Below are 25329 nucleotides of genomic sequence, written 5' to 3'. Positions count from 1 at the left end.
GTTAACGGCCCGGCAGGGCAAAGCCCTGTTCTGTAAAGATGCTTTGAGCCGCGCCTGACTGAAGGTGATCCAGAAATGCCTGCGCTTGAGGTGAACCTGACACGGTCACTGCAGCGGGGTAAATGATTGGCGGATGCAGGTCGGGCGCGAACGAAGCGACGACCTGAACCTTGTTTTCGGCCAGCGCATCAGACCGGTAGACGATCCCCAGCGGAGCTGCCCCCGCCGCGACCAGCGCAAGGGCCGCGCGGACATTGTCGGTCTGCGCGATCTGGCCCTGGACAGTCTCCCACAGACCAAGGCTCTGCAGAGCGGCTTTGCCGTAAATACCGGCTGGAACCGCATCCACCAGCGCCATTGCCAGATGCCCGCCACCCAGCGCAGCGGACAAGTCTACATCCGCGCGCATCTGGCCTATCTCGACCTGTTCCACCCCTCCAATCAGAACCAACCCATTCCCCAACAGATCAACCCGAGTCGCCGGATCAATCAAACCCTGATCCTGCAAAACGTCCATCCAGTCGATATTGGCGGAAATGAACAGGTCCGCTGGCGCGCCCAGCTGGATCTGTCGGGCCAGCACCGAAGAGGCGGCATAAGACACCGTGACCTCATGCCCTGTCTGCTGTTCGAACACAGGCGCGATCTCATCCAGAGCGGTCTTCAGGCTGGCAGCTGCAAAAACCAAAATATCTTCGGCCCCGGCCCGGATCGGAGCCAGCGTCGAAGCGCTCAACACCAGGGCCGCGATTATCAATCGGCGGGCAACGGACAGGATCATGTGTACTCCCGTCTGGAAGATTACAGTCCCTCCGGGGATATCTGAGGCGACAGGTGACACGCAAGCGCCTTTCCCAAACCCGATCTGCGCAAAGTTCAGAAAACGAATGAAACAATAAGGTTGTCCGGTCAATTCCGTCAGTTCAGCAGCCGCTGGTGTCGCAAACGATATTGATCCCCGGTGACTCCGGGGTGATGCTGCACCCGACCCAGATGACAGGATACCGACGATGCTACAAAACACCCCCGGTCTGATCGACGAAATCCGCGCCCGTTTTGCCCATGTCGATTCCTGCCCGTTTCAGGGCTCCCGTATCTTTTTCGAGAACGCAGGCGGGGCGCTGACACTGAATTCGGTCGTAGAAACCTCAGCCAAATTTGCCGCCATCCCGGACAATCAGGGGCGCGATAACGTGGCCAGCCACACTTTGGTCGATATCATCAACAAGTCCAAGGCCGACCTGTCCGTATTCATGAACGCCTCAACAGGCCAGTTCTTCGTGGGTGAAAGCGGGACAGAACTTTTGTTCCGCATGATCCGCACCGCTTGCGTGAACGCCCCAAAAGGCAGCAAGGTCATCGGCAGCTCGATCGAACATCCGGCCAGCCGCAGCGCGGCCCGCCGCTGGGCCGGGATCGCCGGATTGGACTATGTCAATGTCCCGCATAGCGATGATCTGGGTCTGGTCACAGCCGACGATTACCGTGCTGCAATGACACCGGATGTGAGCGTTGCCACGATCCTACACGCCTCGCCCGTGACCGGTATGGGTATGGATGTCGCGGCCATTGCACAGGCCATCCGCGAGGAGTCCCCTGAGTGCTTCATCATCGTCGACGGCATTCAACATGCCGCCCACGGGCAGGTAGATATCGACAGCTATGGCGTCGATGGCTATGCGATTTCACCCTACAAGGTGTTTTCACGCCACGGTTATGGGATTGCCTGGATATCCGACCGGCTGACCGCCCTGCCCCATGATCAACTCATCGACGCTCCCGCAAGCGGATGGGAGTTTGGAACCCGCGACACCGGGTCCTACGCGACAATGTCGGATGTGGTGAGTTATTTCGACTGGCTCGGCACGCAGGTGTCGGACGAATCCGACCTCCGCGCGCGGATCGAGGCCGCGGGCCTCGCGATCCACGCCTATGAAACGCATCTGACAAACGCGATGATCAGCGGCACAGGCAATCTGCCCGGCCTGCGGGATATGGACCACGTGCGCATTCTGGCCGGGGCTGACAACCCCGCGCGTGAGGGGCTGGTGTCCATTGTCGTGCGGGACGTCCCGTCGGCTGAGATTGTCACCCGGCTCAATGAACAGGGCATTCGCACCCACACCCGCAAAGCGGATCATTACAGCGGCAATGTACTGACACCGTTGGGTTTGAGCGACTGCATCAGAATATCCCTGTGCCACTACAACACTGAGCAGGAGGTGGCCCAATTGCTGGCAGCATTGAACGAGATGGCGGCCTGATCCGAATTCAGGCAAAGAAATTGTGCCAGACCCTCTTGCGCCCGCGCGCAGGCTTGGCTACATGCACCGTCACGGGTGATTAGCTCAGTTGGTAGAGCGCTTCGTTTACACCGAAGATGTCGGGAGTTCGAGTCTCTCATCACCCACCATCCCTCTCAATCGCGCATTTACCACTGACCCAGCGAAAATTGGTTTGGGTATTTGCAACCGATTGCAAATATCGTGCTTTGGTGCATAGTATTTCCCCATGAAATCGCTTGTCAGCCTCCCCCCAAACCGCGAACGCCAGCCATGAGTGTCACCCTGAAAGACGTCGCCGCGCTGGCCGGTGTGTCCCGCTCCGCCGTTTCGCGGACCTTTACCGAAGGCGCGTCCGTATCCGCCAAAACCCGCAGCAAGGTTGAAAAGGCTGCGCAGGAATTGGGCTATAGCCCCAATGCGCTGGCGTCCTCGCTGACCACAGGGCGAACGAAGCTGATCGGGCTGATTTCCAACAACTTTCACAACCCGATTTTTCTTGAGGTCTTCGATCAGTTCACCCGCGCGCTGCAGGAACGGGGCCTGCGCCCGCTGATCGTCAATCTGACCGACGAAACCGAGCCCGCCAATTCGGTTCGGATGCTCCGCCAATATTCCGTGGATGCCGCTATCGTCGCGTCGTCAACACTGCCACCCAGCTTTGCCAAGGCTTTTCAGGACGCAGGCGTACCGGTTGTGCACACTTTCGGGCGATCGGCCACGTCGCCGGAAGTTCACGTCGTGGGAATCGACAACGTCGAATGCGGTCGCATGGCCGCCCGTGAATTGCTGGCCCGAGGATACAAGCGCGTCGGGTATCTAGGTGGCCCCAAAGATGCAACCTCGGCCATGGACCGGTATCGCGGCTTTATGGAAGAGGTTGAAAAACATACTGACCTTGAAGTGTCACATTCCTTTGCAGACAATTATTCCTTCGAAGCCGGGCGCGCCGAGATGCTGCGCCTGCTTAAGGGAACCCCGGCGCAAGGATACTTCTGCGGTGACGACATCCTGTCCATCGGCGCATTGTCGGCGCTGTCCGATCACGGGCTAAAACCGGGCGAGGATATCGGCATTATCGGACTGAACGACATGGAAATGTCGCGCTGGGAAAGTGTGGACCTGACGACCATTCATCAGCCAATCAAGCAGATCATCACCTCGTCAGTCGATCTGGTTGAGGAAATGCTGAAAGATCCCGACCGCTATCCGGAGGCGCGCATATTTCCCTGCCGGGTGATTGAGCGGGGCACTTTGCGGCCCCGCTGCTGATCAACGGAACATAGGCGGGCGCGCGTCCGTCCACGCGCCATCTGCTTTTCCGGATGCGACCGCCGCATGAACCGCCGCAATCGACCGAACGCCATCGGAAGGGGTCGGCAGCCCGTCACGGGCCTCTCCGAGAATGGCGTCGGCCAGATCGCAATAGATATTGGCCACGGCCAGCGGGAAGCCCTCGGGATGGGCAATGGCAACGCGGGACAGGCGCTGGGTTTCTTCGTGCAGACCGGCTTCGCCTTTCTCAATGATCTGAGTGCGCCCGCCCACGGGCGTATAGATCAGCTGGTTGGGCTGCTCGGACGCCCAGCGCAGACCGCCGGTTTCACCGAAGACCTGAATGTCGAACCCGTGCTGACGCCCGATCGCCACGGACGAAGTCCACAGACGACCAACAGTGCCACCCTCCATCCGGAAGTTGATCATGGCGTCGTCCTCCAGTATGCGGCTGGAGATGGTCGAGGCCAGGTCGGCCGACAATGTCTTCACCTCATCATCACAGATGAAACTGGCCATATGCAGCGCGTGGATGCCGCAGTCGGCAAACTGACCGGACACACCTGCCATCGCCGGGTCATAGCGCCAGCGCACACGCGGGTTGTCCGCGTCAGTTGCATCGCCGTGGTGGCCGTGACTGAAGTTGGTCACAACCAGACGGACTTTGCCAATGTCGCCCGCTCGCACCATTGCACGCGCCTGCCGAACCATCGGATAGGCGGAATAACAGTAGTTCACGGCGCAGATCTTGCCCGAGGCTTCGGCCACGCGGACGATCTCTTCGCCCTCCTCCACTGTCATAGTCATCGGTTTTTCGCACAGCACATTGAACCCGGCTTCAAGGAAGGCCTTAGCGATTTCAAAATGGGTGGAATTGGGCGTCGCAATTGTCACCAAATCGATACGGTCTGTGCGATCCTTTTCACCCGCCAGCAGTTCCTGCCAGTCGCCATAGGCCCGGTCGGCGGCTACACCTAGCCTCTGAGCGTATTCACGACCCACATCCGGGCGGTGATCCAGCGCCCCCGCCGCGAATTCGAACATCCCGTCAGCCAATGCACCCAATCGATGAGCGGGCCCAATCTGGCTGCCTTCACCACCACCAATCATGCCCCATTTCAGCTTTGCCATGGTTCTTGTCTCACTTCAGTAAACTGGTTGTTTTCAGCGCTCAGAAATCGCTGATCTCTTGCCATTGTCGCTGTTCCGACGACGCCAGAGCAGCAGCTATTACGCGGTTGACATCGTGCCCGTCCCGGAATGTGGGCCAGATGGCTTTTCCGGTATGGATGGCCTTTAGAAAATCCCTGGCCTCGATGATGATCTGGTCCTGATACCCGGTACCGTGGCCCGGCCCCTGACAGAACGGCTCGTAATCCGGATGCGCGGGTCCGGTCAGGATTTTAGTGAAGCCTCTTGTCGCTTCAGGTCCGTCGTGACGGTAGAACCACAAAGCGTTCTGGTCTTCCTGATCGAATCGAATGGCCCCTTTTGTACCCGAGATTTCGTAGGCGTAGCCCATCTTGCGACCGGTCGCGATACGGCTGACATAGATATTGCCCATCGCGCCATTCTCGAACCGGCACATAATCTGCGCGTGGTCATCATTGGTCACAGCACCGCCGGGGCGCGTATGATGAACGGTTTCCACTTCGGCCATGACTTCGGCGATGGGACCAATCAGTGCCAAAGCACCATTGACCATATGGGGCGCGAGATCGCCCATTGTCCCGTTCGCCATTCCCGTGGTGCGCCAAGTGGCCGGGGCCTGAGGGTCGGCGTAAAAATCTTCGGTATGTTCGCCACGGAACCAGGTGATATCTCCGATTTCCCCTTCCGCGATGAGCTGGCGAGCATACTGGGTGGCAGGAGTTCGAACGTAATTGAACCCGACCATATTGGTCACACCGGCCGCTTCAGCCGCAGCCACCATCGCCCGGCCGTCTTCCATGGACGCGCCCAGCGGCTTTTCACACAGCACAGGTTTGCCCAGAGCAAAGGCCGCTTCGGCGATCTGGCGATGGGTCTCCTGCGGTGAAGCGATAACGATGGCCTCGACCATTGGATCATTCACCAGCGCCCGCCAATCCTCGCAAGCGCGCTGAAATCCATAGGCTACCCGATACCTCTCGGCACTTTCCGGGGTTGAGGCGCAGATCATCTCAAGACGGGGTCGCAAGGCGGTGTCGAACACTGCACCCACTGCAGACATGGCCACGGAATGGGCCTTACCCATATAGCCGCCACCAACGATTCCAATTCCGATTTCAGGCATCTGTCACGGCTCCGAACATTGTATTTGCAACCGGTTGCAAAATCAGTATCGTGTGAATCGATTCAACGCAAGGACCAACGCGCCTTGCCAGCCCCTTTTTGCCGGAGGACAAAACTTGAGCGCTTTGATGGACGGTATCAAAGGAAACCGGTTCGCGGTTTTCGGACGCGCCGGGATGGACCTGTATGCCGACCCGATCGGCGTCAAAAGCGAAGATGCCGACACGTTCCACGCCGATCTGGGCGGCTCTTCGGCGAATATCTGCGCAGGTCTGGTCAAACTGGGCAGTCAGGCCTCGCTGATCACCTCGGTCTCGGATGACGCGGTGGGCCGGTTCTGCATGAACCGGCTGGCCCATTACGGGGTGGACACGTCCTACGTCAGCGTTGTCGGTGGCGAATACCGCACGTCGCTGGCCCTGTACGAAAGCCGGACCGAGAACTTCCAGAACGTTATCTATCGCAACGGCGCTGTCGATTTTCAGGTGACCGCATACGACATGGATAAGATCGATTACGGCAAGTTCTCTGCCGTGATTTCAGCCGGTACGGTGTTCGCGTCAGAACCTTCGCGCGGCGCTACGTTCCGGGCCTTTGACAACGCCCGCACGGCAGGGTTGCCGGTGATTTTCGACATCGACTATCGCCCCTACAGCTGGCCCTCGCCTGAGGTCGCCTCAGAGGTTCTGTCCCGTGCCGGAGAGGCCAGCGATCTGATTGTTGGCAATGACGAAGAGTTCGGTTTCATGGCAGGTGGAAAGGACAAGGGCTATGCCAAAGCCCGGGAGTTAGCAGCGAAGTCGGGGCGGATCGTCATCTACAAGATGGGAGAGAAAGGCGCAGTGACGCTCATAGGCGGGCAGGAAATCACCACAGGGATCTATCCCGTTGATGCCATCAAACCCGTTGGCGCAGGCGATAGTTTCATGGCCGGTCTGCTGGCTTCAATCGCCGCAGGGTATTCACTGGAAGAGGCTGTTTTGCGCGGCTCGGCCTGCGCCTCGATCGTCGTGTCACAACCCGGTTGCGCGCCCGCCATGCCAACAACGCCTGAACTGGACGCGTTTTTGGCATCTCACCCCGGACCGACGACATAGGAGAAACCAATGCACATCGCACCCTATGACAACCAGAACAAACCTATCGTCGGCGCAGACGATTCCACGGTGCCTTTGAACTATTTCAACATCGTAAAACTGCGCCGTGGGGAGGCTTTCGAATATCAGGTGCCTGGTTATGAGACATGCATCGTGCCCGCCACCGGCAGTGTCGATGTCGATGTCAAAGGCTTGCAGTTTCCCAAGCTGGGCAAACGGGGTGAAGACGTTTGGGATGGCGAGCCCGAGGGCGTTTACGTCCCTGTCGGGGCCAAAGCGCAACTGGTTTGCGTATCGGACAAGACCGAAGTGTTCATTGCAGGCGCAAAATACGACAAGGTGCTGGACCCGTTCGATGTGCGCCAGCATGACCTCGTCCAATATGGCAGCGATGACACCAAGACCCATCGCAAGATCAAACATATCCTCGGCCAGAAACAGCACGACAAAGTCGGCCGTCTGTTGGTCAGCGAGTTGTTCACCGTAGGCCAAGGGGGCTGGTCCGGCTTTCCCAGCCACAAACACGACACCAACCGTCTGCCGGATGAATCCCGGCACGATGAGACCTATAACTTCCGCTTCAAACCCAACTGGGGCTCGGGCCTGCAGATGCTGCAGCGCGAGGACAATGAACCGGGCGATGCCTATCACATCGTCGATGGGTCAACGATCTGTATCGACAATGGCTATCACCCCTGCTGCGTCCTGCCGGGATATGAGATGTACTATTTCACCATCCTCGGCGGCCTGACGCAGCGCTCGCTGGTCCAGTATTTCCAACCCACCCATGCCTATCAGATCGAAACGATCCCGGGCATCAAAGACATGATTGCAAAGTTCAAATGACCCTTGTCACGCTGAAAGACGTCCTGACCCCCGCCTATGAACAGGGATACGCCGTCGGCGGGCTGGTAACGCTGGGCTGGGAGGATATGCGCGCTTACGTAGCCGCTGCCGAAGCCGAAAATGCCCCTGTCATCCTGCAGGCTGGCCCAAGCTGTCGCGAACACACGCCGCTGCCTGTTTTGGGAAAGATGTTCCGGTATCTGGCCGAAAACGCCTCGGTGCCTGTGGTGGCCCATCTGGACCATGGCTACACGTTTGAAGAGTGCAAAACCGCGCTCGACAGCGGGTTCACCTCGCTCATGTACGACGGGTCGCGCAAACCTCTGCAGCAGAATATCGACGAGACTGCTGCCATCGCCGAAATGGCACATGCGGCCGGGATTTCCTGCGAGGGCGAGATCGGGTTCGTGGGCTATTCCGGGGGCGAAGGTTCGAATGGAACCGACCCGGATGAGGCGGCCCGGTTCGCGCGGGACAGCGCCGTGGACGCAATGGCGATCTCGGTCGGAAACGTCCATTTGCAGCAAAACAAGGAGGGCGGTCTGGACGAGAATCGCATTTGTCAGATCGACGCGGTGACCGATGTACCCTTGGTGATCCACGGCGGCTCGGGTGTTCCGGTCGAGCAACGCGCGCGGCTGGCACACGAGACCTCAATCTGCAAGTTCAACATCGGAACGGAGCTGCGCATGGCGTTTGGCAATGCCTTGCGCGAAGCAGTCAACAGTGACCCGGACCGGTTTGATCGTGTGACGATCCTGAAAGAGACCCACGATCCGGTCGAGGCCGCAGCCCGCACCGTGATCCGTGCATTCGGAGCGCCGCCGCAGAGACAGGGCGGCCGCACGTAATATATTGCCCTAAAGGGGTTTTTCATACTTTCGGCATAATTTCTGACTAACCGCAAGTTATGAAACAAAACGCCGAATACGCATCCAACAAACTACTGCGTGGAATCTCAACCGGGCATGTCGAGACCGTCCGGGACGCATGGCGTGCATTATTGTCCGATCAGGATGCAGCCATTCCGGAGATACTCGGCAAACTCGCCTCTTCGGCCTGGCAGGATAATCCCCCCGGACCGTTGCCCAAGTATTTCGGTATCTTGCTTGCGCTTCTCAGCGAACTGAACGCCGATACATACAGGCAGGAAATCACCAGGCTTCGAAACAGCAAACTGCACCCGGTTCATCGCAGAACGCTCAACCTGCTGGCAAAACGTCTTGAGGATACTCCGGCGACCATTATTGACGGTGCTATCCCGGTTTTCATCGCCGATGACGTCGCCGACCCGGCTCGGATCGTTCGGAACCTTGAGCGATGGAGCAAAACCAAAGGCCTGTCACTGGAGGATGTGACCCGCATCGACGTGATCTCCGCGCGCCCTGAACTTGATTATCTGGGCAAGTACAACCTGTTTTTTTCGGGCATCATCCTGACCGCGCCGACAGCGCCACTCAAGGGTGTTAGACTGTGGTGGCAGAACCTGAACGGCGAGTTCACCTTTTACCATGAAGTCGGGCACCACGTGCACAAGCACCGCGAAGGCGGCGTGGTGGCAGAGCAGGAAGCGGAAGCCAACGACTACGCCCGCGCGGTGATGCGTAGTTCGCGCCCAATTCTAACCGGTGTCGGCCGCGGTCTGGCCTGGCTGTTCAAACCGCTTGTCAATCGATTGATTGCAAAAGCCCGGCGGGACGGAATCAGGATCACCTGAGCCTCAGATCGACCCGCCCTCGACCATGAAATTGCCCGCACTGCACATCGCGGCATCGTCGGAGGCCAGAAACAGCACCATCCGCGCGACATAGACCGGATCAATCGGATCAGGCAGACACTGGCGATCGACCTGTTTGGCCAAGGCTTCAGGCGTGACCCACAGCTCCTTCTGCCGCTCCGTCATGATCCAGCCGGGGACAACCGTGTTCACGCGGATGCGGTGGTCGCCCAATTCGCGCGCCATGGTTCGCGTCAGGCCGTGAACGGCGGATTTGGCGGTGGCATAGGCGGGAAAGCCCGCACCGGCCTCCCACCAGGAATTCGAGCCGAGGTTGACGATTGACCCGCCGCCATTTTCGATCATGCCCGGCGCGACGGACTGGATGGCAAAAAACATGTGGCGGATATTTGTGGCCATGCGTTCATCCCAATATTCCGGGGTTACCTTGCGCCAGTCGTGGCGATCATCATGAGCCGCATTGTTGACCAGAACATGTGCGTGGCCCAGCTCGTCTTTCAACTCCTCCAACGCCGTCCGCAAGGCGTCAATGTCGCGCAAATCACACTGGGCAAAGGCGTGTTCTCCATCCAGATCGGCCAGCAACGCATTTCCTGCATCCGCATTGATATCCAGAAATCCCACCTTCGCGCCTTGGTCGGCAAACGCGCGTACCGTCTGCGCACCGATTCCACCTGCGCCGCCAGTGACGAATACGGTCTTGCCGTTCAGGCTGGCGTAATTGGCGAATTCCTGGCTCAACTGTCACGCTCCATGATCCACTCGACCTCCGGGGCCGGGACGAACCGCCATTTCCGCAAAGGCCCGGCCATGACGTTCAGGTAATACATCTCAAACCCATACGGCGCACCGCAAGGGTGATGACCACGCGGCACGGTCACAACATCGCCATCTGACACCGCCATGGTCTCGTCCAGCTGCCCGTCATCCGTATAGACCCGCTGTACGCCGAACCCGTTGGCCGGATTCAGGCGGTGATAATAGGTCTCTTCCAGATAAGTGATCCGGGGATAGTCATCCTCGTCATGGCGATGGCTGGGGTACGAGGACCAGTGCCCGTTCGGCGTGAACACCTCGGTCACCAACAGGCTGTCGGCGTAATCCTCGTTCTCCATCGCGATGTTATTGATATAGCGTGTGTTCACGCCCTTGCCGCGTTCGGTCAGTGTGATGCCATCCGGTCCGATCCGCCGGGCCGCATGGCCACCTTTGCCCGGGGCTGAACACACCGCCAGGACGCAATCCGTTTCTGCCACTGCTTCCCAGTCGGTTCCGTTCGGCAGGTACAGACAATGTGGTGGCGTCTTTTCGAACACGTTCATCCGGTCGCCCAATACGCCCCAATCCTGACCAGCACTGGAAATCCGAGCCTTGCCCTCGACCATGACCAGAATGACCTCGCGATCCCCGGTTGCCTCGGCGGTCTTGTCCCCCGCACGCAGGTGATACAGGCCGAACCCGACATACCGCCAGCCAGCACTGGCCGGAGTGATGTCGTGCACCTTGCCTCGGGTTCCGAAAGGTTTCTTGAGCAGGTCTGCCATTCAGTAGTCTCCTTCAGGGGCGGGCACAGCGGCCCGCCCGGGTTAGTGCCTCAGGCGGCTTGCCGCGCGTTCAGAGCCGTCAGGGCTTCGGACAGTTGCGCCTCGGTCCACCTCTCGGACACAGCCTGTCGCAGGATGTCCGCCTGACTGGCCGGTGCGTTGCCCCCAATCGGGGGGTCCGTATCCAGATTGGTCGGGAACGGATATCCTTCGGCCGTGGCGGCAATCGCTGCGTCAAGCTCTGGGCCGGTCAGATCGCCGCGTTGCTTCAATGCGACAAGCGACGGGAACACGGCCTGAGACATTGCACGCCGATCCACCGCTTCCATCGCGCGGCCGAAAGCCGATGACACCTGCAACAGGTTTGCCATTCTGTGAACATCCGTGCGGCTGTTTTCCCCGGCCGCATGGAACAGTGCCGGATTGAAGAACACAGCGTCGCCTTTTTCCAGCGGCAACTGGATGAAAGACGCCTCAAAATGGTCCCGGTGCGCCTCATCGTGGAAGGCAAGATATCCAGCCGGATAAAGCTGAGAAAACGGCAGCAGTTTGGTTGGCCCGCTCTCCACAGGCATATCGCAATGGGCAACCGCGCCCTGCAAAGTCAGCGATGCCGTCACACGATGGGCATGAGCGGGATATCGGGCAGCGCTTTCAGCGGATTGAAAGCCCAGGTGGTAGTCCCGATGCGCCTGCTGCGCCTTGCCGCCTGGGCGCACCTGATTGATCTGCGCGGTCACCTGATAATTCGGTCCAAGCCATGCCTCACAGGCTGCTGCAATTGCCGTATTGCCGAAATAGAGCGCAAAGCCTTCGGGATCGCGCAAGCACTGCTTCTGCAGCGCATTCCAGATTCTGTCATTCGCGCCGGATGCCGCGAAATGATCGCCTTCACCCGCCCCGCCTTGACGTTCTTCATCGATGATCTGGTGAAAGACGCCTGTGGCCCGATCTATAACGGAAGTGTCCGGGTATGCGCCTTTCAGCGCAATCACCCCGGCCGTTGCATTCAATACATGGCCCCATTCCGCCATTAAACTCCGGCGCTGGTCGGCATCTTCCAGCGCTGACCGAAGGGCGTGCATGTCGTAGATCGGTACGTTCTTTTCTACCGACGCGGCATGGGGCACCGCGTCGACCGAAAGGTTCTGAGAGGTCAACACCTTGAATTCATCCAGATCACAGGATTCCCGGTCAAAATACCCGACATATCCAAGTTCCTGATTTACCATGATGTTCTCCTTTCTCATGGCTTCGGTGTTGCCCCTTGGGGCGGTTTTCTACCTGACGATCTCCAATCCCGCCTGTCCGCAGACATCGACGATATGTTGGTAACCCTTTTTGGAATACTCATACGGCGGCGCCTTGGCAGGGTCCTGCTCGGCCTCGACCACGATCCAGCCGTCGTAGTCCATCGCCTTGAGCGCGTTCGCGACGGCCTGAAAATCAATGCAACCGTCGCTGGGCACAGTGAAGGCACCGGCGATCACTGCGTCCAGGAAACTACGGCTATTCTCGCGCGTGTCCTGCACAACGGCCGGACGAATATCCTTGAAATGCACATGGTGAATGCGGTCACCCCAGCGATTCAGTGTCGCCATGACATCGCCGCCGCCGAACAACAGGTGACCGGTGTCAAAGCACAGCTTTACCTCGCGGCCCGAGCCTTCCATCACCCAATTTACCTCATCTTCGGTTTCGATGATCGTGCCCATGTGATGGTGGTAAGCCATCGTCATGCCCTGATCCGCCATCCATTTGGCCAGTTCGGTGAGTTTCGCGGCGTAAGCCAGCACCTCGTCCTTCGTCAGTTTCGGGCGGTCATTGACGGGCGTTCCGACCTGGCCCTGCACGGTGTTGGAACATTCCGCATAGACGATGCAGGGGCTGTTCAGCGCCACAAACTGTTCGACCTGTTCGCGTACGGCTTCGCGCTCGGTCGTGAAGTCGTTCACCAGCGAAGCGCCCGAGCACCAGCCTCCGCACAGCGCGATGTCATTGCCATCCAGATAGGCGCGCAGCCCTTCGGTGTCGCTGGGCATACGCTGGCCGCGTTCGACGCCGGTATAGCCAATCTCGCGCGCCTCTTTCAGCGCTTGCTCCATTGTAAAGGCTGCTGTCAGGTCCGGCAGGTCATCATTCTGCCACGCGATCGGAGAGATCCCGATATTCACGCTCATTTCGTGTTTCTTTCCTTGATGGCGACTTCGTAGGCCGCGCGTTTTTCGTTTACTTCAGGGCGGGTGCTGACCTCGGGCACCGCCACTTCCCACCACGTGCCGCCGTATTCGGTCGAGGGGTACGGATCAGTGTCGATGACCACCACATACGGTCCCTTGATCTCTCCGCGCTTGGCCAGCGCATCCTCAAGCTCGGCAATCGAGCTGACCTTGACCGACGTCGCACCCATCGCCGCCGCATGGGCGGCAAAGTCGATGGCCGAGGGGGTCTCGTGCACCGCGTGATCCAGCAGGTTGTTGAACTCGGCCCCGCCGGTGCCCATCTGCAGCCGGTTGATGCAGCCAAAGCCACGGTTGTCGGTGATCACCACGGTGAAGGAAATCCCCATCATCGCCGCCGAGGCCATCTCCGAGTTTGCCATCATATAGGTGCCATCGCCGGTAAAGCAGATCACGTCACGATCCGGCTGGGCCATCTTGATGCCCATGGCACCCGCGATCTCATACCCCATGCAGCTAAAGCCGTATTCCATGTGGTACGCTCCGGGGCGCGGCGCCTTCCACAGCTTGTGCAACTCACCGGGCATGGTACCCGCCGCGCACATCACGACCGTATCGCCATTCGAGGCACGCTGGACTGCTCCCACCACCTGCATATCAGTTGGCAGCGCATTCCCGTCGCGCGGCGCATCTGTCAGGGCGTCGACCTTGCCATACCACTCGGCCTTCAGCGTGTCCGAAACCGGTTCGGCGCGGTATCCCTGCAACGCGGTACCCAATTCCTCCAACCCGACACGCGCGTCGGACAGCACTGGCATCGCACCGTGTTTCTCGGCATCATAAGCGGCGGTGTTCAGGCAGATCATCTCGCGTTCGGGATTCGAAAACAGCCCCCATGAACCGGTGGTAAAGTCCTGCAATCGGGTGCCGATACCCAGTACCAGATCGGCCTCGGCACTGACTGAGTTCGCGGGTTCGCCGCCAGTCACGCCGATGGGGCCCAGGTTCAGCGGGTGATCCCAGGCCAATGCCGATTTGCCGGCCTGCGTTTCTGCAATCGGGATATTGTGCGTTTCCACAAAGCTCTGCAATGCGTCGGTCGCGCCCGAGTAATGCACCCCGCCCCCGGCGACGATAACCGGTCTCTTTGCGGCTTTGATGGCCGCCACAGCGCGGGCCAATTCGCCCTCGTCCGGGCGGATGCGGCGCTGGAACCAGACGCGCGGTTCAAAGAAACTCTCGGGGTAATCGTAGGCCTCGGCCTGAACGTCCTGACAGAAGGCCAGTGTCGCTGGCCCGCAATCGGCCGGGTCTGTCATGGTGCGGAAGGCGCGCGGCAAGGCGGTCAGCAGATGCTCGGGGCGCGAGATGCGATCGAAATACCGGCTGACGGGCTTGAAACAGTCATTGGCGCTGACCGTGCCGTCGCCGAAATTCTCGATCTGCTGCAATACCGGGTCTGGCCCGCGAGTGGCAAACACATCACCGGGAATTATCAGAACGGGCAAACGGTTCACATTTGCCAAGGCGGCCGCCGTCACCATGTTGGTCGCGCCCGGCCCGATAGAGGACGTCACCGCCATTGCACGGGTCCGGCACATCTGCTTGGCATAGGCAATCGCACTATGCGCCATGGTCTGTTCGTTATGCCCACGATAGGTCGGCAGGCTGTCTTTCACGCCATGCAGGGCCTCGCCCAAACCGGCCACGTTACCGTGGCCGAAAATGGCCCAGACACCGGCGATGAACGGCTCTCCGGCCTCGTTCATCTGTGCCCCCAGATAGCGCACCAGAGCCTGCGCGGCAGTCAGTCGGATTGTCTTGCTCATCATGATCCCTTTCAACACAAGGCCACTATGGGCAATCTGTCGAGTTTCACATTTTTGAAGGTTTCAGGCCGTTTATTTTGTGGCACGCCTGCGGCGCCTGGTCTTTGGATGCCCCGCCCTGTCAGACAGGGCACCCAAATTTCTTTGCTTTAAACTGTCCCACACAGAGATCCTTCAAGCTCGGCCATTTCCTGACCGCCGGCCATAAGGTCCTGCAGTTCTTCGGGGGTGATTTCGCCGCGTTTCGCTGTGCCCAGGGTCTTGCCCCGGTTCAGCACGGTAAAGCGATCCCCAACCGCCAGCGCATGGCGCACGTTGTGACTAATGAAAACAACACCGACACCCTGGCTGCGCACCCTGTCAATTGTCGCCAGAACATTCGAGGTCTGACGCACACCAAGCGCCGAAGTCGGTTCGTCCAGGATCAGGATTTTCGCGCCGAAATAGACGGCACGTGCAATGGCAACGGTTTGGCGCTCGCCACCGGACAAAGTACCCACAGCCTGGTCCGGCCCACGCAAATTGATGCCCATCTTGCGCATCTCTTCCATGCAAACGTCGTTGGCGGTGTCTACATCGAACCGCTTGAGCAGGCCTTTTCCCTTGGTTGGCTCCCGACCCATGAAGAAATTGCGCGTAACGCTCATCAGCGGGATCATCGCAAGGTCCTGAAACACGGTCGCAATGCCCGCCTCCATCGCATCCCGCGGCGTGTCGAAATGCAGCGGTTTGCCTTCGAAGAAGATCTCGCCCTTGGTGGGTTTATGCACCCCGGACATGGTTTTGATGAAGGTCGACTTGCCCGCACCGTTGTCGCCCAGAAGGCAGTGACACTCGCCCGGTTTCACATCGAAACTGACACCGGCCAGAGCGATGATATTGCCGAAGTGCTTTTCGATGTCTTTCATTTGGACGATCGGGGCCACGTCTGCCACGGAATCGCCATGATGGAATTTGGTATCTTCGGTCATATCAGCGCTCCCCCGTTACGCGTTTACGGATCGCGTTGTTGAACAGAACGGCGATCAGTAGCATAGCGCCCAGGAAGACCTGGAACCAATCCTGATCGAAATCGGTGTAGGTCAGGCCGATGACAACCATGCCAAAGATGATCGAGCCGAAGAATGCCCCGATGGCCGAACCGTAGCCGCCGGTCAGCAAACAGCCGCCGATTACTGCAGCGATGATCGCCTCGAATTCCTTTTGGAAACCCCGGCGTGCGTCGGTTGAACCCGCATCCATCACCGTGATGATCGCCACCATCGCGGCACAACAGGCGGTCAGCATGAAAAGCGAGACTTTGACGCGGTTCACCGGAACACCCGAATTCGACGCGGCAACCTTGTCACCACCCGAGGCGAAGATCCAGTTTCCCGCCGGTGTGCGCAGCAATACATAGGTCGCGGCCAGCGCCAGCACGATGAACCACAGAATCTCAACCGGAATCCCCGGCACCTTGGGAGCGCCGCTTTTGAACGTATCAATCATGCCGTTTGCCGCCAGCCATGCAAACAGACTGCCGAATGCCTCGCCCGAAAAGAATGGTGCCAGCCAGTCATTTTCGACCGCGTCGCGTACGCCACGCAGCTGCGTCGAGCCTCCGGTCGCCATTTTCAGGCCGACCAGTGACAGGCCTCGCAGGATGAACAGAAACGCCAGCGTCACGATAAAAGATGGCAGACCCGAGCGGATCACGATGTTGCCGTTTACCGCGCCGACCATGGCTGCAAACACAAATGTCATCGGGATCGCGAAGATAAGTGGTAATTGCCAGGTCACCACGCAGACACCGAAGAATAGACCGGAGAATGCGACCATCGAGCCAATCGACAGGTCGAATTCTCCACCGATCATCAGCAACGCGGCCCCGATGGCGAGAATGCCCAGCTGTGCCGCAGGCGTCATGAAATTCATGACCCCGGCAAGGGTGAACATCGAGTCATCCGCGGTGATCGCGAAGAAGATGAAGACCAGAATGACACCAGCCATGGCGCCAAGTTCGGGGCGTTTCATTAACTTGGTCAGAAAGGGCTCTTTCTTGACCCTTTCGTCCGCTGCAACTTGCGCTGACTGACTCATGTTTCCCTCCCAATTCGGTTGAAACGGCGCAGCCCGCGCCGCTTCAGGTTTTCACAGTCCGGTGTGCTTACCGGATGCCCTGCGACGACAGCTCGATTACCTGAGCAGCCTTGTCTGAGGTCACTAGATTCGGACCCGAAGGTACGTTGCCGCCTGGCATCAGACCGTATTTGGCATGCAGTCCCATGAAGTTCACCGCCAGATAGCCCTGCAGGTACTGTTGCTGGTCGATGGCAAAAGCTGCGTCACCATCGGCGATCGACTGCAGGAAGTTCGCAGACAGGTCGAACGAAGCGACGTTCACATCACGGCCCGACCCTGTGACGGCCTCAACCGTAGGCTCACCAGCCGAGCTGGCGCCCAGTGCCATTACGGTGTCGATGGCTTCGTTGGCGGCCAAAGCAGCGGCCACTTTCGACTCGATTTCCGATGGGTCGTTCGAAGTCGGAAGTACTTCGACGTTGCCACCAAAACCCTCGGCAAAACCGGCACAGCGAAGGTCCAGCGCGACGTTGCCCACTTCATGGTTCACACAGATGGCGGTCGTGCCACCCATCGAGGCTAACGCTTCACCTGCTGCCTTACCGGCATCGAATTCGTCCTGACCGACATGCAGCAGCGCGCCCAGTTCCTTGGACACATCCGAACCCGAGTTAATCGAGATCACCGGGATACCGGCCTCAACAGCGCGTTCGATTGACGGCCCAAGCGCATCCGCATCGGGGATTGAAACGATCAGCCCGTCGGGTTCCTGGTTCACGGCAGCGTCGATCAGCTGCGACATAGCCACCATGTCAAAGGTCTCGGGCGCGCGGTATTCCACATTTACGCCGACATCCTTGCCTGCCTGCTCAACACCGTTTTTGACGACATTCCAGAACGCATCATTCGCCTGACCGTGCGATACGACCACGATTTCCTGCGCAAACGCAGGCGTGGCCAGCGCCAGAGCACTGGCAGCCAGTGCGCCTTTTACGAACTTATTCATTGGTTTCCTCCCATTTGAACAATTTGTCTTATTGCCGGGCTTCAGCCCAATAATTCGGACGGACCGAATCTCTCTCACCCCAAAACGAGACGGGGCTTGTCTCAGTTTCAGGATATCCACTCATTTTGCAACCGGTTTCAAAACTTCACTCATCGCAACCGGCCTTCCAGACTGCGCCGACCGGGTCGCGGCCTCGGCCATCGCAAGGGCGGCAACGCCATCATCCAACGTCACCGGCATCGCAGATCCGGACAGCGCCGCCGTAACAAACGCGTCCCATTCCGCGCGGTAGGCCGGCATATAACGTTCGAGGAAAAAGTATGTCGGCTTTGCCCCGACAACACCGTCAACCGTCGATTTGACGACCGAGTTCTCAAGGATGTTGTGTGCCTGCAGCAGCCCGCCCGAACCCAATAGCTCGATCCGCTGGTCATAGCCATAAACCGAGCGTCTGGAGTTCTTGATGACCGCGATCTTTCCGTCAGCGTAAGACATTGTAACAACGGCAGTATCTACGTCGCCAGCCCGACCAATCTCGGGATCGATTATCGACGTGCCCACGGCGGAAATATGCTGGGGCAACTGGCCCATCAGAAAGTTGGCCATGTCAAAATCATGGATCATCATGTCCCGGAACAGACCACCTGAAACCTGGACGTAACTGACCGGCGGCGGGGCCGGGTCGAAGGACGTGATCGACAGCATTTCGGCTGCTCCAATCTCATCGCGGTCGGCGGCCGATTTCAGAGCGGAAAAGCTGGGGTCAAACCTGCGGTTGAAGCCGACCATGACAGGTTGGCCCGTTGCGTCGGCAATCGACTTGCAAGCGATAGCCCGTTCAAGGTCGAGGTCGACAGGCTTTTCACAAAGGACGGCCTTACCGGCCCGCGTTGCCGCTTCAATCAGGTCAGAATGCGTGTCCGTCGGAGTGGCGATCAGAACCGCATCGATCGAAGGATCGGCAATAATTTCTTCAGAACTGCGCACAGTCGCATCATGTTCGGCCGCAAGGCTTTCGGCGGCTTCGGAATTCGCGTCGGACAACGCACAAAGTTGGCTTTGTGGATGCGAGATTATGGCCTGCGCATGTACGCGGCCTATCCGTCCAGCACCAAGCAATCCGATTCTGAGCATGCGGTTCTCCCGATTCCTTTATTTGAGCGACACAATGTTTCGCTTTGCAACCGGTTGCAAGATATTTCTCAGGAAACCTGAAATGAACTTAAGTCACGGCATACGAAACCGGCCAGATCAGCCGGGATCGACGCCGCAATCCCTATGAGGTTTTCTCAGTTGAAACAGAAATGGCGATCCCGGAAGGACTCGAACCCTCAACCTGCTGATTAGAAGTCAGCTGCTCTATCCAGTTGAGCTACGGGACCGCTGTGCCCTTCTTGCGGTTTTTACGGGCGGGGTTCAAGAGCCAAGCGCATGAAGGCGCTGTTCGGATCGTCCTCATAGCCATAGATCGGGCCACAATAGGAATATCCCAGCGCCTCATAGAGTTTGCGCGCGGCGTCATATTCGCGCAGATGATCTGCTCCGGTCTCCAGAACCAGTGCTGTAATCCCCTCGGAATTAGCCAAATCAGCGAAGTGATTCATCAAAGTGCGCGCCAGTCCGCGCCCGCGGACGTCGGATACCACATGCACGGATTTCACTTCGGCCGTTCCATCCGGGAGCGCTTTGAGCGCGCCACACCCCACTGGCTTACCAGCTTCATACATCGCCCAGAAGCGAATGCCTGGCTCTGCCAGAGCCTCCGCGCCCATGGTGTGATTGCTTTCCGCAGGCCCCGCCGTTTCGCTATGGGCAAAATGCGCCTCGACCAGCGGGCGCATCGCGTCCGAAGTCGGGTCAGCCTCGCGGATTTCGATCATGCAATGCGGCTCGGTCAGTGGGTCCAAGGCGCACGGCGGTCGGTGGCGAAATTCTCACCATAACCACGAGCACGCAGGTTAGGCTTGCGCTTGTGCGGTTCGCTGACCTGCGCGTCGATCCCGTGGTCCTTGGCGTAATCCAGCGCCTCTTCCTTGGTGTCGAATTTCAGGCGCACCTGTGTCTGCGTATCCGACGAAGAGGTCCAGCCCATCAGCGGATCAACCTCGCGCGCAGACGCGGGAGCGTATTCCAGAACCCATTTGTGGGTCTTGGCCATCCCCGAAGTCATCGCATTTCTTGCAGGCTTGTAAATCCGTGCGCGCATGTCGCCTCTCCGTGCTCACTTGGCTGGGCTTGTTTATGCGCTAGAGCGCGAGCGGGGACAAGATCGCAATTGTCGCGGCACCCGCTGCCCTCTGATGCCAGAAACTGTCATCAGTGTTCCCTATACCTCGCTCACGCCCCGAGTAGAGGACAAAAAGATGATTCACTTTGAAAGAAGTCTGGAAATCGATGCCAGCCCCGAGGCTGTCTGGGCCGTTTTGGGTCGGTTCATGAATATCGATGAATTCGCACCGCAGGTAAAATCCGTGGATGCTTTGACCGATGGCCAGAACGGCGTTGGGTCGAAACGGCGTTGCCATTTTGAAAATGGAACTTCCTTGATTGAAGAAGTGACCGATTGGCAAACCAACCGAGGCTATCGTGTCCGGCTGTCGGAAATGCAGGCAATGCCTTTGACCGAAGCATATGCGGCCATCACCATCGAGACACTTGCGAACAGCCAGTCGCGGGTCATCTGGAGCATGGATTATCGGATGAAGTATGGCCCGTTGGGATGGCTGATGGGGCAAACGCTGCTGAAGGCTGCGATGGGCCGGGTATTGGATGACAACTTGAAAGCACTCGCCAAAAAGGTTCAGCCCGGTCAAAATTCTTACCGTCAGTACGCCTATTATTGAAACTGCGGATTCTAGACCGGATCGGGCCTTGCAGTTGGACAAAATAAGAACAAATGTAGGGACCTGACCCGGAGCCTGCCCATGCCATACGCCCATTCCGACAAGACCCAGCTGAGCGCCGATGACGTTCGCGCACGCCTGAAGCTCGAAGGCGGCAAGCAATTCGTCATGCACACAGAGTTTGCCCCTGCGGGCGACCAGCCGACCGCGATCAAAGAGCTGACCGGCGGCGTGTTTGATGGCGAACGTGACCAGGTACTGCTGGGCGCGACGGGTACGGGCAAGACCTTCACCATGGCCAAGGTGATCGAGGAAACCCAGCGCCCCGCAATCATTCTGGCGCCCAACAAGACGCTGGCGGCGCAGCTTTACGGCGAATTCAAAGGGTTCTTTCCCGAGAATTCAGTCGAGTATTTCGTTTCCTACTACGACTACTATCAGCCCGAGGCCTATGTCGCGCGGTCGGACACCTATATTGAGAAAGAATCCCAGATCAACGAACAGATCGATCGGATGCGCCACTCGGCCACCCGGGCTTTGCTGGAGCGGGACGATGTGATCATCGTGGCCTCGGTGTCCTGCATATACGGTATAGGTTCGGTCGAAACCTACGGGGCGATGACGCAGGATCTGAAGGTCGGCAAGGATTACGACCAGCGGCAGGTGATGGCCGATCTGGTCGCACAGCAGTACCGCCGCAACGATCAGGCGTTTCAGCGCGGATCCTTCCGGGTGCGCGGTGATTCACTGGAAATCTGGCCCGCCCACCTTGAGGATCGTGCCTGGAAACTGTCCTTCTTCGGTGAGGAACTGGAACAGATCACCGAATTCGATCCCTTAACCGGCGAACGCGCAGCCACGATGAAACAGGTGCGGGTGTATGCGAACTCCCACTACGTGACGCCGAAACCTACGATGCAGCAGGCGATCATCGGCATCAAAAAGGAATTGCGCATCCGGCTCGACCAGTTGGTCGGTGAGGGCAAACTGCTGGAAGCCCAGCGTCTGGAACAGCGCACCAACTTCGATCTGGAAATGCTCGAGGCCACCGGCGTCTGCAACGGTATCGAAAACTACTCGCGCTATCTGACGGGCCGCGCACCGGGAGAACCACCCCCGACCCTGTTCGAATTCATCCCCGACAACGCCATCGTTTTTGCCGATGAATCCCACGTTTCAGTCCCACAGATCGGCGGCATGTACCGGGGCGACTACCGGCGCAAGTTCACGCTGGCCGAACACGGGTTCCGACTGCCGTCCTGCATGGACAACCGCCCCCTCAAGTTCGAGGAATGGGACGCCATGCGCCCGCAATCCGTTTTCGTCTCGGCCACCCCGGCAAAGTGGGAGATCGAACAGACCGGCGGCGTCTTCACCGAACAGGTGATCCGGCCCACCGGCCTCTTGGACCCCGAGGTCGAAATCCGCCCCGTGTCGATGCAGGTGGACGACCTGCTGGACGAGGTGCGCAAAGTGGCCGCCGACGGCTATCGCACGCTGGTTACCACGCTGACCAAACGCATGGCCGAAGACCTGACCGAATACCTGCACGAACAGGGCATCAAGGTCCGCTACATGCACTCGGACATCGACACGTTGGAGCGCATCGAAATCCTGCGTGACCTGCGTCTGGGGGCTTTCGACGTGCTGATCGGCATCAACCTGCTGCGCGAAGGCCTCGACATCCCCGAATGCGGGCTGGTCGCCATTCTGGACGCGGATAAAGAGGGCTTTCTGCGCTCTGAGACCTCGCTGATCCAGACCATCGGCCGCGCCGCGCGGAATGCCGACGGGCGGGTGATCATGTATGCCGACAAGATCACCGGTTCCATGGAACGCGCGCTGGAGGAAACCAACCGCCGCCGCGCGAAACAGCTCGCCTACAACGAGGAACACGGCATCACGCCGGAGACGGTGAAGAAGAATGTCGAGGACGTTCTGGCCGGTCTCTACGAAGGCGACGTCGACATGAACCGCGTCACCGCCACCATCGACAAACCGATGCACGGCGCCAACCTCGAGGCCCATCTGGACGGGTTGCGCGACCAGATGCGCAAAGCCGCCGAGAACCTGGAATTCGAAGAGGCCGCCAATATCCGGGATGAGATCAAACGTCTGGAAGCGGTCGACCTGGCCGTCGCCGACGACCCCATGGCGCGCCAGTGGGCAGTCGAGAAAGCCTCGGAAGACGCCGTGAAATCGCGCGGTCGGTCAACGGCTGGTCGGCCGGGGCAGCGGGGCGGGAATGTGAAGCGGAGGAAGCGGTAGTTTGAACAAACAACAAGTTTCCAGCAAACACCATTATGTTGCCAAAGCGATACTTCATAATTTCTGTGTATCTGGTGAGTCACTGTTTTATTTGTCCAAACAATCTGGCTCTAAGGTTCCTGAGCGCCGGAACATCGACAGCGTTTTTCGGCGAATGCACTTTAACTCTTTCGAACGCAATGATGGCTCAAAAGATGATACTATTGAGAAGTTCTTCGCTTATGAATTAGACAACTATATTCCGGAGTGGGTGGGTGCTTTTCAGCGTGCACTCGAAACTGGCATTCTGGCTTTTCCTAGTAGAGAGCTTCGGTACAGGTTTATTCAGTTTTTTTACAATCATAAGAAAAGATCCCCGGATTTCATTGACCCGATTGTCCAAGAGGTGGCTGAGGAAACCTTCACGGCCGATCTTGAAAGCGAGTTTGAGGCGGCGTACCGACCCTTGACTTACGAAGAGAAGTTGCTTCTTAACGATGAAAACTTTAGAGCGCGAGCTTTGTGAAATAGCCGAGTAGAAAACTTTGGGCGGCAATCTACAAAAATCCTTTCTAGGCTTGAAAAGATGAAGATTGTTATTGGCACACCGAAGCGCTCGAACAAGCAGTTCATTGTCTCCAGCAATCCTGTCGCAAGATTTGAAGATTATCCCAAGCAAGAGTTGGGTGAGTTAGGTGTCGAGGAGTGGACAACTTTTACTCCGAAAATTGCAGTAGGCTTTGTCGCCGACTATTCGGCTCCCGACTGTGTATCGTTTGACGACAATGCCGTTCGAAAAATCAATCGTGCCTTAGCCAAAAATAGTAGAGCGGTCGCATCTACCTCAAAACCATTGATTCAATCGCTTACAGCTTCAGCGTGGTGAGCGAGCAAATGTAGGATGGGTTTCCAACCTATCGTCTTTTGGGTCACTCCAACATATGACTGGGAAACCCATCCTACACACCTCCCCACACTTCAAACTTGCACCCCAACCCTCCCTCCTCCACGTTTGAAATCACAAATTGTGATTCCAAACGGTTGCCATGACGAACCCGAACACCCTGCCCAGCACGCATGAGGTCCAAAGCGCCATACACCGGGTGCGCGGCACCCGCGTGGTGCTGGCCGAGGATCTGGCGCAGTTCTACGGAAAATCCGTCAGCGCCTTTAATCAGGCCGTCTCGCGCAACAAGGACCTGTTCGAGGGCTACCGATTTCAGCTGACCGATGCCGAGGTCGCCGATTTGCAATCACAGAATGTGATCTCAAAACCCAAGGGCCGCGGCGGGCGGCGGGTCAATCCTTGGGTCTATACGGATTACGGCGTGGCCATCGCCTCGGCCCTGTTCAAGGACCCGCGCGCCATCAGGATCACCCGCATGATCACCGAAGCCTTTGTCGACGGCGCAAACGCGCTGGCCGAGACCCCGCGCAGCGTGCCCGAAATTCTGGCGCCCGAGGATGCCCCCGCCCCGCTGCTGCCCAATGGCGATCAACTGCGCGATCTGGCCGAAAACATTCTCGATTCCGGACAGCAGAGCCTTGTCGATTACATCGCCAACCCCACCACCAAGCGCCAGCAGGCGGTGGCGGCGATCATGAAGACTCTCGCCGAAACCGCCGGGGAAGAGGTGCGCACCCAACACGAACGCCTGCGCCTCAGCATCGCTGAGCGTCTGGCGGCCGGTGATTACACCGACGATGACGACCGCAAACGGCTGCTGGAATTGCTGCACGCGATGAAGGGTTAAACCCCCAACTCCGCCCGCAACTTTTTGGTCAGCTTGGCAACAACCAGATCATAAGACGTCACGATATGTTCACGCAGTGAGGTATCGCTCATTCCGTGTTCCTCATAGACCTGCAGCCATTTCATCCCCCGTGACGCCAGATAAGGCGCTGGGCGGATGCCGGGTTCGTCGCCAAGGACCTCAAAAGCCAGATCGGTGGCCTTGAAGGTAAATGCATCACGCCCATCGTTCCAACCGCAGACCGCAAACACCTTGCCGCCCACTTTCCACACATCTGCATTGCCCCATTGCACCACGTGAGAGGTGGCCTTGAGGCTTGCGCAGAACGTGTTGAACTCATCGCGGGTCATTCA

The 25329-nt window shown here is 58.4% G+C and carries 26 protein-coding genes and 2 tRNA genes; 12 read left to right on the top strand and 16 right to left on the bottom strand.

The features are described 5' to 3' along the window. Nucleotide 1 precedes the first annotated feature (1 nt). Nucleotides 2-781 carry a molybdate ABC transporter substrate-binding protein gene (modA, locus tag GOX66_RS10950; protein ID WP_170762504.1) on the bottom strand — a complete coding sequence of 260 codons (780 nt, stop codon included), beginning with the start codon at nt 779-781 and terminating at the stop codon, nt 2-4. A 229-nt stretch (nt 782-1010) separates the two neighbouring features. Here modA and GOX66_RS10945 point away from each other — a divergent pair, with 229 nt between their 5' ends. From GOX66_RS10945 to GOX66_RS10935, 3 genes are all read left to right on the top strand, one after another. Next, nucleotides 1011-2264, top strand: a complete 1254-nt coding sequence (locus tag GOX66_RS10945; RefSeq protein WP_170762502.1) for an aminotransferase class V-fold PLP-dependent enzyme — start codon at nt 1011-1013, stop codon at nt 2262-2264. Between the two features lie 73 nt (nt 2265-2337). Next, nucleotides 2338-2413, top strand: a tRNA-Val gene (locus GOX66_RS10940). A 142-nt stretch (nt 2414-2555) separates the two neighbouring features. Beyond that, on the top strand, nt 2556-3554 hold the full coding sequence (locus GOX66_RS10935) for a LacI family DNA-binding transcriptional regulator (RefSeq protein ID WP_170762500.1): 999 nt from the start codon (nt 2556-2558) through the stop codon (nt 3552-3554). Here GOX66_RS10935 and GOX66_RS10930 read toward each other — a convergent pair whose 3' ends face one another. Beyond that, complete coding sequence (locus GOX66_RS10930; protein ID WP_170762498.1) at nt 3555-4688, bottom strand: Gfo/Idh/MocA family protein; 1134 nt, start codon at nt 4686-4688, stop codon at nt 3555-3557. A gap of 40 nt (nt 4689-4728) precedes the next feature. Next, nucleotides 4729-5832 (bottom strand): Gfo/Idh/MocA family protein, encoded by a 1104-nt coding sequence (locus tag GOX66_RS10925; protein WP_170762496.1) that lies wholly within the window; start codon nt 5830-5832, stop codon nt 4729-4731. Between the two features lie 127 nt (nt 5833-5959). Here GOX66_RS10925 and iolC point away from each other — a divergent pair, with 127 nt between their 5' ends. From iolC to GOX66_RS10905, 4 genes are read left to right on the top strand one after another with little or no spacing between them, the layout of a single operon-like run. After that, nucleotides 5960-6928 carry a 5-dehydro-2-deoxygluconokinase gene (iolC, locus tag GOX66_RS10920; protein ID WP_170762555.1) on the top strand — a complete coding sequence of 323 codons (969 nt, stop codon included), beginning with the start codon at nt 5960-5962 and terminating at the stop codon, nt 6926-6928. A gap of 9 nt (nt 6929-6937) precedes the next feature. Then, nucleotides 6938-7774 carry a 5-deoxy-glucuronate isomerase gene (locus GOX66_RS10915; RefSeq protein WP_170762494.1) on the top strand — a complete coding sequence of 279 codons (837 nt, stop codon included), beginning with the start codon at nt 6938-6940 and terminating at the stop codon, nt 7772-7774. After that, nucleotides 7771-8625, top strand: coding sequence for a class II fructose-bisphosphate aldolase (locus GOX66_RS10910; protein ID WP_170762492.1), 855 nt, complete (start codon nt 7771-7773; stop codon nt 8623-8625). Before GOX66_RS10915 ends, GOX66_RS10910 begins: the two co-directional genes overlap by 4 nt. Before the next feature lie 59 nt (nt 8626-8684). Continuing rightward, nucleotides 8685-9491, top strand: a complete 807-nt coding sequence (locus GOX66_RS10905) for a hypothetical protein (RefSeq protein ID WP_170762490.1) — start codon at nt 8685-8687, stop codon at nt 9489-9491. Between the two features lie 3 nt (nt 9492-9494). Here GOX66_RS10905 and GOX66_RS10900 read toward each other — a convergent pair whose 3' ends face one another. The 12 genes from GOX66_RS10900 to GOX66_RS10845 all read right to left on the bottom strand — a co-directional run bounded on the left by GOX66_RS10900 (nt 9495) and on the right by GOX66_RS10845 (nt 20338). Beyond that, nucleotides 9495-10253, bottom strand: coding sequence for an SDR family NAD(P)-dependent oxidoreductase (locus tag GOX66_RS10900; RefSeq protein ID WP_170762488.1), 759 nt, complete (start codon nt 10251-10253; stop codon nt 9495-9497). Beyond that, entirely contained in the window at nt 10250-11056 is an 807-nt protein-coding gene (gene iolB / locus GOX66_RS10895) for a 5-deoxy-glucuronate isomerase (RefSeq protein WP_170762485.1), read from the bottom strand. Before iolB ends, GOX66_RS10900 begins: the two co-directional genes overlap by 4 nt. A 50-nt stretch (nt 11057-11106) precedes the next feature. Further along, nucleotides 11107-12288: a phytanoyl-CoA dioxygenase family protein gene (locus GOX66_RS10890; protein WP_170762483.1), complete on the bottom strand. Its 1182-nt coding sequence runs from the start codon at nt 12286-12288 to the stop codon at nt 11107-11109. A 48-nt stretch (nt 12289-12336) separates the two neighbouring features. After that, nucleotides 12337-13236 carry a myo-inosose-2 dehydratase gene (gene iolE / locus GOX66_RS10885; protein ID WP_170762481.1) on the bottom strand — a complete coding sequence of 300 codons (900 nt, stop codon included), beginning with the start codon at nt 13234-13236 and terminating at the stop codon, nt 12337-12339. Then, the gene (gene iolD / locus GOX66_RS10880; protein WP_170762479.1) at nt 13233-15065 is read right to left on the bottom strand and encodes a 3D-(3,5/4)-trihydroxycyclohexane-1,2-dione acylhydrolase (decyclizing); all 1833 of its coding nucleotides are present in this window, start codon (nt 15063-15065) and stop codon (nt 13233-13235) included. The genes iolE and iolD overlap by 4 nt, the downstream gene beginning before the upstream one ends. 149 nt (nt 15066-15214) lie before the next feature. Beyond that, nucleotides 15215-16036, bottom strand: coding sequence for an ATP-binding cassette domain-containing protein (locus GOX66_RS10875; RefSeq protein ID WP_170762477.1), 822 nt, complete (start codon nt 16034-16036; stop codon nt 15215-15217). Between the two features lies 1 nt (nt 16037). Continuing rightward, nucleotides 16038-17144, bottom strand: a complete 1107-nt coding sequence (locus tag GOX66_RS10870) for an ABC transporter permease (RefSeq protein ID WP_170762475.1) — start codon at nt 17142-17144, stop codon at nt 16038-16040. A gap of 67 nt (nt 17145-17211) precedes the next feature. After that, complete coding sequence (locus GOX66_RS10865; RefSeq protein WP_170762473.1) at nt 17212-18132, bottom strand: sugar ABC transporter substrate-binding protein; 921 nt, start codon at nt 18130-18132, stop codon at nt 17212-17214. A 120-nt stretch (nt 18133-18252) separates the two neighbouring features. After that, complete coding sequence (iolG, locus tag GOX66_RS10860; RefSeq protein WP_170762471.1) at nt 18253-19266, bottom strand: inositol 2-dehydrogenase; 1014 nt, start codon at nt 19264-19266, stop codon at nt 18253-18255. 171 nt (nt 19267-19437) lie between these two features. After that, nucleotides 19438-19514, bottom strand: a tRNA-Arg gene (locus tag GOX66_RS10855). Between the two features lie 21 nt (nt 19515-19535). Beyond that, nucleotides 19536-20012: a GNAT family N-acetyltransferase gene (locus GOX66_RS10850; RefSeq protein WP_170762469.1), complete on the bottom strand. Its 477-nt coding sequence runs from the start codon at nt 20010-20012 to the stop codon at nt 19536-19538. Nucleotides 20013-20026: 14 nt separating this feature from the next. Continuing rightward, entirely contained in the window at nt 20027-20338 is a 312-nt protein-coding gene (locus tag GOX66_RS10845; protein WP_170762467.1) for an ETC complex I subunit, read from the bottom strand. A 157-nt stretch (nt 20339-20495) separates the two neighbouring features. Between GOX66_RS10845 and GOX66_RS10840 the strand changes: the two genes are divergently transcribed. The 5 genes from GOX66_RS10840 to GOX66_RS10820 all read left to right on the top strand — a co-directional run bounded on the left by GOX66_RS10840 (nt 20496) and on the right by GOX66_RS10820 (nt 24976). Then, on the top strand, nt 20496-20975 hold the full coding sequence (locus GOX66_RS10840; RefSeq protein WP_214652608.1) for an SRPBCC family protein: 480 nt from the start codon (nt 20496-20498) through the stop codon (nt 20973-20975). 81 nt (nt 20976-21056) lie between these two features. Continuing rightward, nucleotides 21057-23243: an excinuclease ABC subunit UvrB gene (uvrB, locus tag GOX66_RS10835; protein ID WP_170762463.1), complete on the top strand. Its 2187-nt coding sequence runs from the start codon at nt 21057-21059 to the stop codon at nt 23241-23243. A 1-nt stretch (nt 23244) separates the two neighbouring features. Beyond that, nucleotides 23245-23748: a DUF4238 domain-containing protein gene (locus GOX66_RS10830; protein ID WP_170762460.1), complete on the top strand. Its 504-nt coding sequence runs from the start codon at nt 23245-23247 to the stop codon at nt 23746-23748. A 60-nt stretch (nt 23749-23808) separates the two neighbouring features. Continuing rightward, nucleotides 23809-24108: a hypothetical protein gene (locus GOX66_RS10825; RefSeq protein WP_170762458.1), complete on the top strand. Its 300-nt coding sequence runs from the start codon at nt 23809-23811 to the stop codon at nt 24106-24108. 160 nt (nt 24109-24268) lie between these two features. After that, nucleotides 24269-24976, top strand: coding sequence for an ORF6N domain-containing protein (locus GOX66_RS10820; protein ID WP_170762456.1), 708 nt, complete (start codon nt 24269-24271; stop codon nt 24974-24976). Here GOX66_RS10820 and GOX66_RS10815 read toward each other — a convergent pair. After that, complete coding sequence (locus tag GOX66_RS10815; RefSeq protein ID WP_170762454.1) at nt 24973-25326, bottom strand: MmcQ/YjbR family DNA-binding protein; 354 nt, start codon at nt 25324-25326, stop codon at nt 24973-24975. The two genes, GOX66_RS10820 and GOX66_RS10815, sit on opposite strands and share 4 nt — an antisense overlap. Nucleotides 25327-25329 lie beyond the last annotated feature (3 nt).

The sequence above is a fragment of the Ruegeria lacuscaerulensis genome, assembly GCF_013031245.1.
Lineage (GTDB): Bacteria > Pseudomonadota > Alphaproteobacteria > Rhodobacterales > Rhodobacteraceae > Ruegeria > Ruegeria lacuscaerulensis_C.
This window is presented reverse-complemented; position numbering and strand designations above follow the sequence as displayed.